The organism is Paenibacillus aquistagni (genome assembly GCF_900177815.1).
In the GTDB taxonomy this organism is placed as follows: Bacteria; Bacillota; Bacilli; order Paenibacillales; family Paenibacillaceae; genus Paenibacillus_B; species Paenibacillus_B aquistagni.
Window position 1 is genome coordinate 920481 of the sequence record NZ_FXAZ01000001.1, and the last position, 12883, is coordinate 933363.

The 12883-nt window shown below is 45.5% G+C and carries 13 protein-coding genes; 9 read left to right on the forward strand and 4 right to left on the reverse strand.

Going from position 1 to position 12883, the window contains the following annotated elements:
* Positions 1 to 50 precede the first annotated feature (50 nt).
* On the forward strand, positions 51 to 920 hold the full coding sequence (locus B9Y93_RS04235) for an AraC family transcriptional regulator (protein ID WP_085493080.1): 870 nt from the start codon (positions 51 to 53) through the stop codon (positions 918 to 920).
* A 64-nt stretch (positions 921 to 984) separates the two neighbouring features.
* Here B9Y93_RS04235 and B9Y93_RS04240 read toward each other — a convergent pair whose 3' ends face one another.
* On the reverse strand, positions 985 to 2127 hold the full coding sequence (locus tag B9Y93_RS04240) for a glycoside hydrolase family 88 protein (RefSeq protein WP_176228835.1): 1143 nt from the start codon (positions 2125 to 2127) through the stop codon (positions 985 to 987).
* A gap of 168 nt (positions 2128 to 2295) precedes the next feature.
* Between B9Y93_RS04240 and B9Y93_RS04245 the strand changes: the two genes are divergently transcribed.
* Both B9Y93_RS04245 and B9Y93_RS04250 read left to right on the forward strand, forming a co-directional pair.
* Positions 2296 to 2742 carry a MarR family winged helix-turn-helix transcriptional regulator gene (locus B9Y93_RS04245; RefSeq protein WP_244903281.1) on the forward strand — a complete coding sequence of 149 codons (447 nt, stop codon included), beginning with the start codon at positions 2296 to 2298 and terminating at the stop codon, positions 2740 to 2742.
* Between the two features lie 12 nt (positions 2743 to 2754).
* A complete protein-coding gene (locus B9Y93_RS04250) occupies positions 2755 to 3969 on the forward strand; it encodes an MFS transporter (RefSeq protein ID WP_085493082.1) in 1215 nt (404 codons plus the stop codon).
* 172 nt (positions 3970 to 4141) lie between these two features.
* On the opposite strand, the gene clpP is transcribed toward B9Y93_RS04250, so the two are convergent.
* Positions 4142 to 4735, reverse strand: a complete 594-nt coding sequence (clpP, locus tag B9Y93_RS04255) for an ATP-dependent Clp endopeptidase proteolytic subunit ClpP (protein ID WP_085493083.1) — start codon at positions 4733 to 4735, stop codon at positions 4142 to 4144.
* 177 nt (positions 4736 to 4912) lie between these two features.
* Between clpP and B9Y93_RS04260 the strand changes: the two genes are divergently transcribed.
* A complete protein-coding gene (locus B9Y93_RS04260; RefSeq protein WP_085493084.1) occupies positions 4913 to 5677 on the forward strand; it encodes an RNA polymerase sigma factor in 765 nt (254 codons plus the stop codon).
* Positions 5678 to 5937: 260 nt separating this feature from the next.
* On the forward strand, positions 5938 to 6579 hold the full coding sequence (locus B9Y93_RS04265; RefSeq protein WP_085493085.1) for an NAD(P)-dependent oxidoreductase: 642 nt from the start codon (positions 5938 to 5940) through the stop codon (positions 6577 to 6579).
* Positions 6580 to 6642: 63 nt separating this feature from the next.
* On the opposite strand, the gene B9Y93_RS04270 is transcribed toward B9Y93_RS04265, so the two are convergent.
* A complete protein-coding gene (locus tag B9Y93_RS04270; protein WP_085493086.1) occupies positions 6643 to 6906 on the reverse strand; it encodes a YczF family membrane protein in 264 nt (87 codons plus the stop codon).
* Positions 6907 to 7004: 98 nt separating this feature from the next.
* On the opposite strand from B9Y93_RS04270, the gene B9Y93_RS04275 reads away from it, so the two are divergent.
* From B9Y93_RS04275 to B9Y93_RS04285, 3 genes are all read left to right on the forward strand, one after another.
* On the forward strand, positions 7005 to 8585 hold the full coding sequence (locus tag B9Y93_RS04275) for a spore germination protein (protein ID WP_085493087.1): 1581 nt from the start codon (positions 7005 to 7007) through the stop codon (positions 8583 to 8585).
* 7 nt (positions 8586 to 8592) lie between these two features.
* A complete protein-coding gene (locus tag B9Y93_RS04280; RefSeq protein WP_085493088.1) occupies positions 8593 to 9771 on the forward strand; it encodes a Ger(x)C family spore germination protein in 1179 nt (392 codons plus the stop codon).
* A gap of 305 nt (positions 9772 to 10076) precedes the next feature.
* Positions 10077 to 11255 carry a cation:proton antiporter gene (locus tag B9Y93_RS04285; RefSeq protein ID WP_085493089.1) on the forward strand — a complete coding sequence of 393 codons (1179 nt, stop codon included), beginning with the start codon at positions 10077 to 10079 and terminating at the stop codon, positions 11253 to 11255.
* 168 nt (positions 11256 to 11423) lie between these two features.
* Here B9Y93_RS04285 and B9Y93_RS04290 read toward each other — a convergent pair whose 3' ends face one another.
* A complete protein-coding gene (locus B9Y93_RS04290) occupies positions 11424 to 11819 on the reverse strand; it encodes a DUF2871 domain-containing protein (RefSeq protein ID WP_085493090.1) in 396 nt (131 codons plus the stop codon).
* Positions 11820 to 12017: 198 nt separating this feature from the next.
* Between B9Y93_RS04290 and B9Y93_RS04295 the strand changes: the two genes are divergently transcribed.
* On the forward strand, positions 12018 to 12716 hold the full coding sequence (locus B9Y93_RS04295) for a class I SAM-dependent methyltransferase (protein ID WP_085493091.1): 699 nt from the start codon (positions 12018 to 12020) through the stop codon (positions 12714 to 12716).
* Positions 12717 to 12883 lie beyond the last annotated feature (167 nt).

The window sequence follows — 12883 nt, forward strand, 5'->3', positions numbered from 1 at the left end:
GAGCATTGAACATATAAGCCATAAAAAAGGAATCGTTGGAGGAGTGTCGATTGCGCTTAAGTCCCGTTATGCTTCATTCAAGCGATATGCAGTGGACTATTAAGAGAATAACGGAGCAGCCTTTTGCAGGCTATTATCATTGGCATTCTTGCTGTGAGCTATTGCTCGTTCATCAGGGGCAGGGAAGCGTCATTGTGAACCATAAGCGCTATGAGATGGAGCAGGGCATGCTGTTTTTATTCCGTCCGTTTGAGCTGCATCGCGTGCATGCCCAAATAACGCCTGAGCATCCCTATGTCCGTTCAATTATCTACGTTGACCCCAATAGGCTTGAGCAGAAGCTGAGGGATTTCCCACTGCTGAGACGGTTTGTTACAAAGCTCTTTCAGACGCAGAATGGACAATCTTCCTTTTCTCTGTCAGCTTATCTTCCTATGATCGATTCATTATTTGCGATGCTGCTAGGTAATCCTGCATCGTTCTCGACGCTGCAGCATGAGGAAGATGCGTGGTTATGCTTGGTTCAGCTGCTCCGCATGGTGCAGGCCGCTGATCAGGATCACGAAGGGGGTACAAGTGATAGGAGCATTAAACGAATAAAGAAGGATTCGGAGCGGATCATGAAATGGATGGAGGAGCACTATCAGGAGCCCTTTGATCTTGGGGTGCTGGCAAAAGAAATTCATCTCTCCAAATCCCATCTATCCCGCGTATTTAAGCAAGAGACGGGGAGCAGCATTTCCTCCTATCTGCTTGCGCGAAGATTAAAGGAAGCATGCAGGCTTCTTGAAGCAAGCGAATGTTCTGTTGAAGAGATTACGAGACGAGTCGGGCTCACCAATGCCTCTTATTTTATTCAAACCTTTAAGAAGCATATAGGCGTTACGCCGTTCCAATATCGCAAGAAAGGAGGACGCTAGGTCCCCCTTGATCATCATCTATGGCATGTTCATGTAAGATGTCTGCAACCTGTGTTCACTTGTTCTAGAAAATGTGCCTCTGCCAGTTGTTCAGCTTGGCGATCGCTTCTACATAATAATAGTCCCCATAGATCAAGGATACATTCACATTCTGCTCTGCCGGCCTATGTCCAGTGCCGCCGATTAGAATGGCCTCGTGTTCCGGCTGATCCCAAGTGGCATAATGCTCTGTCAGCCCTGTCATAATGCGCTCTGCGGCTGCATGGTAAAGCTGCTGCTCTGCTGGAGGCACGCATGCTGCTATCTCAAGCAGTCCAGAAGCTGCAATCGCACCTGCTGAGCTGTCTCTAAGTTCCGGATCCAGTGCATCCGCTCGGAAGTCCCAGTATGGGACTCCATCGGCTGGCAGATTGGCAGTGAAGTAGTGTGCTATGCGCTTGGCCGCTTGCAGGTAGCGCGCTTCTCCTGTGTGGCGGTGCATATTAATGAATCCGTATAATGCCCACGCATTGCCGCGGCTCCAAGCAGAATGCGGGCCGTACCCTTGGCCGCCAATCGCTTCAATAAATTCTCCGCTCGCTGGATCGAACGAGAGAATGTGGCAGCAAGAGCCATCCTCTCGAATGCCATACTGTAGAAAGGTGTCCGCATGCTGTACTGCAATATGCTTATACCTGGGGTCGCCTGACACACGGCTTGCCCATATTAAGAGTGACAGATTCATCATGCAATCAATAATGGCCCAGCCATACAAATCCCCATTCCATGCTCGAATAAAACGTCCCTGCGGATTAAAGCGGCTTGCCAAGGTGTCGGCTGCTTGCATCCCGATCCTTCGTGCTTCTTCGTCGCCTGTGATCTCATAATTCAATACAGCTGTTAACAAAAATTGAAAGCCGACATCGTGATGGAGCACGGGAGGATAGTGTCCGAAGCAGGTTGCAAATCGTTGTTCCCACCCCGACGCTTTCTCCTTGTAACGCTGATCTCCTGTCATGTCGTACATGATCCAGCATAATCCGGGCCAGAAGCCGGATGTCCACCAGGCAACATTCGTATCATCATATTTGCCATCAGCGCCGGCGACATGCGGGCAGCGGTCACCGAGCTGCATAACCATCTGCTCCGTCTTTGCTTCCAGCTTGCTAAGAAGTTGACAATAGCTCCGCTGAGGAAGAGCGGTATCGCTTCCTGTGGTTTTGACCATGATCGAGCACCCCCGTAAGGAATTTGCCTTCATTATATCGTGGTGGGCGCTCTCGAATTGTTGCTATAACGCTAAAAAATGTTGCTATATTGACAAATTCAATAAAAATCAGATATAGTTGTCTAGGCAACTAATTAGTTTAGAATTAAAGTAAGGGAAGGTATTGCTGTGGATCATCAATATTTGGAGCGGTCTGCTGGATTTTTGTTAGGAATCGCATACCGCCATATCTCTAATCGATTTATGCAAAAGTTGAAGCCTTACGATATAACGCCTGAGCAATGGTCTGTGCTCTATCAAGTGGTTAGCGAGCATGGTCTTATACAAAAAGAAATTGGGAATCGGACAGGAAAGGATAAGCCGACCACATCACGGCTGCTTCAGCACCTTGAACAGAAGGGCCTTATACAACGGCAGATTGGAGAAAAGGATAAGCGATCCGTTCTTGTTGTGCCTACAGAAAAGGGGCGAGCAATCATTAAAGAAACGATTACATACGAGATGGAGATCATTGATGAAGTGAAGCATGTGATGACAGATGAAGAGTACAATCATCTCATTGTGCTGTTAAAACAGATTAATGCGCATTTTGCGATGCTGCAGGATAAGGAATAGGGGAGATATTCATTGCAAGACACTGCACCTAGATTATGGTCCAAGTCATTTGTTTGCTTAACGTTTTGTTCATTTTTATTGTTTCTTAATTTGCAAATGCTGCTCTCTTCCTTTCCAGCTCACGTCAAAAATCATTTTCAAGCCGATGATATTACAGTAAGTTTGGTCACGAGCTTATTTGCAGTTTCAGCGATCATATCCAGATTTTTGACGGCCGAGCTGTTGAAGCGCATTCCACGCTCATGGCTGCTGTTTGCTGGACTGATCATAGCAGGAGTCACAACAGGCGTATATGTGTTGGCTGACACGATTAAATCCCTGCTGCTGCTGCGTGTTCTTTATGGTCTTGGCTTTGGAATATCTAGTACGATTATTCCTACACTTGTCTCACAGATCATACCTCGAACCAGAATGGGAGAAGGGATCGGCTACTTTGGGTTGTCCACAAGCCTTGCAATGTCGATCGGACCGATGATTGGTCTTAATGTGATGAATCATGCGGGATTTGGCACATTATCTGTGCTTGGCATGACAGCAGCCCTTATCATCATCCCGGTCATGCTCCTAACGCGTTCCATGCCAAAAGATCCTAGACAGGAAAGTGCAAGGCTTGGGATGAGCTTGCACCCCAAGCAATCCTTTAATGGCAAGCTGATTGCGCCCGCTGTGCTCAATACCTTGCTGTCGGTTACGTACAGTGGTGTGCTGAGCTTTATCGCACTATACGGACAAGAGCTTCATCTAGAACAGGTAGGGTTATTCTTTTTATTCAATGCTGTAACGATTATTTTAATACGCCCGATCTCTGGACGCGTCTTTGACAGCAAGGGACATGGCGCTGTTCTGATTCCAGCCAGCTTATGTGTAATAGCAAGCATGGTCGTGCTGTCTATGACGACCTCTATCTATATGCTGATTGTGTCAGCCTTAATGTATGGTCTTGGCTTCGGGGCGATTCAGCCGACGATTCAAGCATGGATGCTTCGTCTAGTGCCGCATGCTCAGCACAGCATGGCGAACAGCATGTTCTATAATTCCACGGACCTAGGCGTGGCAGGAGGAGCGCTGCTATTAGGCGTGATCTCATCCATGACGAATTACTCCACGATGTATCAATGCTCTGCTGCCTTTATGGTGCTGTTCATCATCGTTTATCTCTTGGGCAGCATGTTGAAAAAGAGCGGAAAACAAGAAACGTCATCTAAGCAGCATGATCAGGTATCGTAGGTGACTTCATTGGCAAAAAGAATGGAACTGTAATATCGGGGATATCTAGAAAGGGTAAAACGGAGAAAATCAAAAATGTAATCTAAGCTAAGATATAGATGTATCCACGTATTGAATGAAACGGGGCTTCTCCAAGTCGGAAATGGACGTATGAGACAGCCCCGGTTTCACCTTATTCTAAGGTCAGAGAAGTTATGACCTCGTCGATAATCCCATACTCAAGCGCTTCTTCAGCACTCATAAATGTATCTCGATCCATATCCTTCTCGATGCGTTCAAGCGGCTGGCCTGTTCGCTCTGCGGCGATATGATTGAGCCGCTCTCTAGTCTTAATAATGCGCCTAGCAGTAATGGCAATATCGCTTGCTTGTCCTTGTGCTCCGCCGTGAGGCTGATGGATCATGATCTCGCTGTTCGGCAGGGCACAGCGTTTGCCTTTCGTGCCCGCGAGCAGTAAGATGGCAGCAAAGGAAGCCGCGAATCCGATGCAGATCGTATGCACGGGAGCCTTCACATACTGCATCGTGTCAAAGATGGCAAAGCCCGCCGTTGTAGAGCCTCCGGGGCTGTTAATGTAGATATAGATATCTTTATCTGAATCTTCAGCATTGAGGAACAAGAGCTGGGCAATGGTGCTGTTGGCAACTTGATCATCGATGGCGGCGCCAATAAAAATGATGCGGTCCATCAGCAGTCTTGAATAAATATCATAGGTTCGCTCACCTCGATTGGTTTGCTCCACAACATAAGGAAGCACGAAGCTCATTATTCTCATCTCCTATCCTTGGGTTATATACTGTAAACGTAAAGACGATCATGAAAGATACGTTGTATAGGTCACACAAATAAATAGAAGGCACGCGTATCTTTTTATTCGTTTCACTCGTTTACTGGAAAAGGGATGCATTAAATTTAAGCCGAATCAGTGTTAGGAGGGATCAACATGATGATCCAACAACTTGAGCGCCGTCTTCATGATGATAGTGAGCGAACATTCCGATTGGATTGGCAGGCGCTTCACAGCACGTTGAACAAATACTGTACGGCGGTGACTCGTTCTATGTCTGAAGCAGAGGACCTGGTACAAGATACGTGGCATAAAGCGATAAGAAGCGGGCAGCTATACAAGCATCCGAACGCAGAAGCATGGCTGCTAACCATCGCTCGGAATACATGGCATGATCGATTGCGCCGCAAATCCATTGAACAGCGAGCTGTTGAAGCGGGCTTCACAAAGTTTCATGACAAAGCAGAGCCTTTAGACAGCGGTCTTGCCATTGAAGGAATGCTGAATGTGCTTTTCAAGCATCTAACCAAGCAGCAGGTGGCTGTATTTATAGTAAGGGAAGTATTTGAATATAACGTCAAGGACACAGCTATGCTGCTGCAGCTTACGGAAGGCGCAGTCAAAGCGACGCTGCTGCGTGCAAGAGCCTCTTTGACTAAGGTGAGAAGGGAACTAAGGGAGCTAGGCTGGAATGAGCCCAAGGACGAGCAAAGTAAATGGCGGCTGTATGCCTTGGCTCACGCGCTTCAGGAAGGCAATGTGTTTGAATGGCTTGCGCTTATCCATATGGATGGGATGGGTGAAATGGAGATTAGCGCAAGATCTCAACTGCTAGCCAAGCAATTGTCTGCACAGCAGAATATAAAGGCCAAGCGAATGAAGCATTCTGCTGACAATCATGTACGGATGCTGGCCGCATAAGGTTCACCGCTTGCGTTTGATACGATGATATTCCATATCCCTTGGATAACCTTCTGCTTAGGCAGGAGGTTATTTTTGTCGTGATGTTCTTGCTAATAGACGAACAAATTGTAATGTTGATAAAAAGGTTGACAAGCTGCACGTGTTGTAACTATAATGGTTACATTGACACAAGGGTGTCGTTCATTAATGCGCAAGATGTAACTAATGTAGTTACAACAATATCATAATCTAATGATCCTACTAGGAGGAATTAACAAATGAAAATCGCGATTATCGGAGCAACAGGAAAAGCAGGACGCTTTATCATGAATGAGGCGCTGGAGCGCGGACATGAGGTAACGGCCATCGTACGAGATGCTTCCAAAATGAATCATGCGCAAGTTGAGGTGCAAGAAAAGGACGTACACGCCATAACCTCTGACGATGTGAAGGACTTTGATGTGGTAGTGAACGCCTTTGGTGCTCCAATGGGACAAGAGCAGCAGCATGTTCAAGTAGGGAAAATATTGATTGAAGCAATGGCGGGTGCGCCTCGCACAAGATTGCTTGTCGTAGGCGGAGCGGGAAGCTTGTTTGTCGATGAAGCCAAGACTTTGCGTGTGATGGATACGCCGGACTTCCCAGAGGCATATAAGGCAACAGCAAGCAACCAAGGCAAGAACCTTGCGGACCTTGAGGCATCGAGCGGTATTCAATGGACTTTTATAAGCCCATCGGCCTTTTTTGATCCGAGCGGCAAGCGAACAGGTACGTATCAGGTGGGCAAAGATCATTTGCTAGTGAATGCTAAAGGGGACAGCTATGTAAGCTATGCGGACTACGCGATTGCCATTCTTGATGAGATTGAGGAACCAAAGCATCTGAATACTCGTTTTACGGTGAGCTCCGAGCAGGCATAAGAAAAAATAACGCAAGGCGGCTGCATAAGTTGATATAGAGCGAATATAAAGCGAAGCGGACGATTATTGTCCGCTTTTTTGCTGTTTATTTTGCGCTAGGGCACTGAATTTCTGAATGAGCGGCTGCAGCGCTTTTCGGGAAAATGAAGCCAATAAGATAAGGAACGACAAGATGATGACGATCATTTCTCCTGGATCAATGACATCTAATGTGGAGAATTGGTTAATCCATGCTTCCTGCAGGGTAAAGCCTGTTAGAATATCAAGCCAAATGGATAAGATCAGATGCAAGGTATATGCAACGGCACAGGCAATAAAGATTCGCAAGTAACATCCTCCTTTTCTGATTAGCTTCTCAAGCATCTTCATCGAATAATCAGGCAGCATTCAGCAAATAATGGGTGTAATCAGAGGGGGATGAGCATATGAATCAATCTTCGAATCGCAATCGCCATAAGCCGCTGAGCCAGCAATCACCCAACTCCAACCAGCATTCCACGGAGAAGCTGGATACCTGGCAGCAGGATCAGACGAAGCCTGAGCCTATCGTATCGAAGGATCTGGATACGAATTTAGAGTATCTACGCAAACGTTTTGGACACAGCTCAGATCTCGTAACCCGGCAGTTTGTTATTCATACATCGATTCGGATGCGCGTGGCGATTGTATACGTTGATGGCTTGGCGAATCAGGACATCATTCAAGAGGATATTATTCAGCAGCTGATGAGAGATGAGCTCCAAGCGAGCAATATGTCTAAAGAGCAGCTGATCAGATACATAACAGAGCATTTCCTGCCTGTCGGTGGCGTGCAGGTGCTAAGTGATTGGAATACTTTAATCAGCAACATGCTGCTAGGTCAATCTGTCCTTATGCTTCATGGTACGAATCAGATGGTCACGATGAGCACCACTGGAGGCAATAGCCGTTCGATTGATGAGCCGAATACAGATGTGGTCATTAGAGGTCCGCGCGAGGGCTTTATTGAGGTGCTTCGTACGAATACAGCGCTTATTCGAAGAAGAATCCGCAACCCTGACCTGTGGCTGGAAACGATGCAAATTGGTACGGCGACCCAGACGAACGTATCCATTATGTATATGAAGAGCATTGCGCCAGACAATGTGGTCAATGAAGTTCGTTCGCGGTTAAAAAAAATTGAGCTTGATGCCGTTTTGGAATCCGGCTACATCGAGAAATGCATTGAGGATCAAAACTGGACACCGTTTCCCACCGTGTTTACAACGGAAAGGCCAGATTCAGCTGCGGCTAATCTGCTTGAAGGCAAAGTCGTTATACTCGTTGACGGCACTCCTTTTGTGCTAGTTGTTCCCGTTGTGTTCAATCAGTTTTTTCAAGTAGTTGAAGATTACTATTCTCGCTATGATATCAGTACTGCACTGAGGATCTTGCGTTTGATCATATTCTTCATTTCGTTTATTGGGCCTTCTTTTTATATTGCTGCTACGACTTATCATCAAGAGATGATTCCTACATGGCTGTTGATCTCCTTGTTGACTCAGCTTGAAGCTACACCATTCTCAGGCTTCACGGAAGCCATTCTAATGGAGATTATGTTCGAAATATTACGTGAAGCGGGGGTAAGGCTCCCGAAAGCAATTGGGCCGGCGGTATCCATTGTAGGAGCTCTTGTTATTGGACAAGCTTCTGTACAAGCAGGGCTCGTCTCTCCTGCTATGGTGATTGTCGTTTCGGTTACGGCAATCTCGAGCTTTGCCACCCCTAGTTTTCATCTGGCAATTTCGGCTAGGCTTCTGCGGTTTGTCCTTATGGTCAGCGCTGCAACGCTCGGATTATTTGGGATAATCATGACTTTGATTATGATTTGTGCGCATCTGTGCAGTTTGCGTTCTTTTGGAGTTCCTTATATGTCTCCATTCACCTCAACTCTAAGAACGAATCATGATGACTCTTTGTTCTTCTTGCCACGATGGTTGACCTATATGAAGCCCAAGCTCTCCAAGAGTAATTCACCTGTAAAGTAGGGGGCGTATGAAAAGAATAATTCGTATAATATGCTTGTTAAGCATGGTGTTCTTGCTCGCAGGTTGTTGGGATGTGAGAGAATTGAATGAGACGGGCTTTGTTACCGCAATTGGCATTGACTCCGGACAATCGAAGAAACTCAATGTATCAGTTCAAGTCATCAATCCGAGCGGTGGATCAAGCATGCTGTCAGGTGGTTCGAGCAATGCCATGAGCACCCTCAGTTACTCTGCGGAAGGTGACAATGTATTCGAAGCAACAAGGAAAATAAGTAAATCAATCTCGCGTCAGCTTCACTACGGACATACGGTACTGTTAGCAATTAGCGAGGAGCTGGCAAGAACCGAAGGAATTGTTCACATTCTTGATGGCATTGAAAGAGACAATGAATTGCGCTCCTCTGCATCCATTATCCTAACGAAGGGCCTAACAGCAGAACAATTCCTGCACACAGGAGCATTACTGGATCGGATTGGTGCAATGAAGGTGAAGCGACTCTTGAATAATACGGAAGAGATTCTCGGTGAAAATAGTGATGGGCGCTTATACCAAGTGATTCGAACGTTGACTTCTCCTGGGAGAGAGGCATGGATTAATGGATTTAAGATACAAGATGATAGAGGCGCTAAGTATACGATTGCGGATGGAATTGGTGTGTTTCGACACGGAACGTTAATCGGTTGGATTGATAATGAGACTAGCCGCGGCGTATTATGGACTCTAGGAAAGGTGAAGTCAACACTTATCAGTTTGGATTACGGCGGCGAGAAGAAAAACATTGGCATTGAAACCTATCGCACACAAGCTAAAATGAAGGCAGTGAGTAAAAACGGTAAACCTGTCATTCATATTGTTATTAAAGCTCAAGCGAACATTGGTGAGGTTGATGCGGATGTTGATCTTTTGGATCCTATGGTCATTATGGAACTTGAAAAACAAGCAAATGCGGCCATAAAGGAGGAGATCGAATCCTCCATCAAGAAGCTGCAAGAAATGAAAAGTGATATTTACGGGTTTGGAAATGTCATCCATCAAGGGCAGCCAAAGCTGTGGAAGAAGGTTGCTGCTGATTGGACGGATAGAACTTTTCCTACACTTGAGACGGTTGTGACAGTAGACTTGCATATTCATCGCCTTGGCTTAAGGACGAATCCGTTAATACGCAGCATGGAGGAGCAGGAGTAGAGAATCCCGAACGCAGAATGTGAGTGAAAATAACACTCTTTGTTAATAATGAAGAAATGAAATTGCGTATTTGGTTAAAATATCATGTAAATCAACGATATTTTAAGTATATTAATCATATTAACGCTTACATGAAAGAATATGGCGAATAATAAGCGTGAAAGTGTGATAAAAATCGTATATAGTATTTATTATAGTGTAAAAAGACGAGCAAAATGAATATTTTGTTTTTCGGAGGAGCCTGGCATTTTAGGGCTCCTCTTTGTCTTTTTTAGGATTTACAAATAAAGGGAGTGGATTAGGGAATGGAGTTCATTTTGTATCTGGTAATGATACTATTCTTCACAAAGGTTGCTGGCGACCTGTCTGTACGTCTAGGACAGCCAGCGGTACTGGGGAAGCTCTTGGTGGGCGTTATCTTGGGACCTGCGGTGCTCGGCTGGATCGAGAATACCACCTTTATTGAGCAAACAGCTGAGATCGGCGTGCTGCTCTTAATGTTTATCGCGGGGCTTGAGACGGATCTGGATCAATTAAAGAGCAATTGGAAGTCAGCACTTGCTGTAGCCGTTGGCGGTATTATTTTGCCATTTATCGGGGGATATGGTGCTGCAGCGGCATTTGGCTTCACGCACAGCCATGCCTTGTTCTTCGCAGTCTTGTTCTGTGCTACTTCTGTCAGCATCTCCGTTCAGGTGCTAAAAGAAATGAACAAGCTGTCGTCTCGTGAAGGAACGACGATTCTTGGAGCAGCGGTAATTGATGATGTGCTTGTCGTGATCTTGCTTGCCTTCATTATGAGCATGCTTGGTCAAGGTTCAGATGTATCCCTTGGCGTGCTTGTAGGTAAAAAGGTTCTATTCTTTGTCATTACCATTGCAGCGAGCATTTTTGTTGTTCCGCCAATGATGAAATGGCTCTCCAAGCTCAAAGTGACCGAAGCGGTTATCACGATGGCACTTGTCATCTGCTTTGGTTTTGCTTACTTTGCAGAAATGCTGCAAATGGCTGGTATTATCGGAGCATTCGCAGCAGGGATCGCATTGTCACAGACCCCATTCAGGCATGATATTGAACACAAGATTGAACCGATTGCCTATGCGGTATTCGTGCCTGTCTTCTTCGTGAGCATTGGTCTTAATGTCAGCTTTGAGGGAATTGGCAGCCAGATTGGACTGCTTGTCGTGATCACGATTGTTGCGATCGTGACGAAGCTGCTCGGGGGCTTTGCTGGCGCTCGCTTAACTGGATTCAACAACAAGTCTTCTTGGGTTATCGGGTCAGGCATGGTGTCCCGTGGTGAAGTCGCGCTTATTATAGCTGCAACTGGTCTTCAAGGGGGATTACTGCTGCAGGAGTACTTCACAGCGGTCGTCATTATGGTTATCATTACGACGCTGGCGACACCACCGCTGCTCAAAATCTTGTTCAGCGAAAAATCGTCTGCATCCACCAAGTCTGTTGATCAGTCTTCCAATATGTAAGCCAGAGACATGATAGACGTATGCAAGCAGCAGGAGAAGCATTCAGAACTCACTCTTCAGTGGATCTGAATGCTTCTTTTTTTGTGTATGAAAAAGCATCGGCCCAATAGCTGCCCCATGAAGGCCGATCTATTGAACCGATGCTCTATAATTTTGACAAGCAATGAATTATTTGACGTGTTTGCGAAGCAGGGCAAGCAGCCAGATGATGCCTGCACCCAAAATAGCATGCCCAAGTCCTGCAATGTGAGGAAGGAAGCTCAGATCTTCTCCTTGGACCTGCAAGAGCCCTCTCATCGTCATCGCAGCCAATGAGATGATCAAGCCTACATTATATATGATATACCATGCATTAAAGGTTTTTGATTGGTGAATCTGAAACAGCTTGTCTAAGATCATTGCAACAAGGAAAAACAAAAAGCCAAGAACTAAAATATGAGTATGAAGGCCTTTTAAAATCGTATCTCCAGTAAAGTCATTAAGCTTGGTGTATTCCCGATAGAATATACCGCTGATCAATCCTAGAATCGCATAAAAAAATGAGGTGTAATAAAGTCTTTTCATGAACGTCTCTCCTTTATCTAGGTTCAGTATGAGTAGGTTGGTCATATGACTCCATCTTATTGTAGGATTATGAACGCAATATGAACAACCCGCCTAGAGTACAAAACTTTGACAACTTTGATTCAAATCACACGGGAAGCTATTCTTAACGTGTATAGTAGGAGTTGCAAATTCAAAAAAAGAAAAGGAGAGCTTGCCATGAGCTTTTATCAGGATTTGACACCTTATTATGATGAGATTTTTCCTGCGAACCATAAGCAGCTTGACTTCATACAATCTTATATTCAACAAGGCGACCTGCTTGATGTAGGGGCAGGCACAGGCAATACAGCTGCAGCTCTTGCTCAGCTTGGCTATCATGTAACGGCAATCGAGCCAGAGCCTAGTATGTATGAGAACTTAAAGGAGAAAGCGCAGCATACCGCGCAGCTAACAGCACTGCCGCTAACCATGCAGCAATGCTCAGAATTGCAAGATCAATATGATGCAATCTACTGCATCGGCAATACACTCGTTCATTTGAACAGCGTAGAAGAAGTTGGGGCCTGGCTCAAGGAAACGCGCCGATTGCTGCGTAAGGATGGCGCGCTCATCATCCAGATCGTGAATATCGAAAAGATTAAGGACCATAAGGAATTTCATTTCCCGTCCATGGTGAAGAAGGATTTTACATTTGATCGCGCATATGATCTGAGTGGAGAGAAGATCAAATTCACGACTTCCATCACAACCAATGACAGCTGCTTTTCCAATACCATTTCATTGCTCAAGCTGACAGCACAAGCACTTCTTGCTGGTATAAACGAAGCTGGATTCCAATCAGTGGAAGCCTTTTCAAGCTTTGAAAAAACTCCTTATGATCCAAATGGGGCCGCATTGATCGTTGCTGCCAGATGATTGCGTTTAAACAAGCTTATTGCTCATTATTTTGAGACTTTAGGCTTGTTTTTTTATAGCATCTGATAATATGGCGATTTGGACATATTGTTTCTAGTGTATAGTTAGATTGAAAAGATAGAGATGACTTCATCCCGATACTCGGGCAAACGAATATAAGGGGAGAA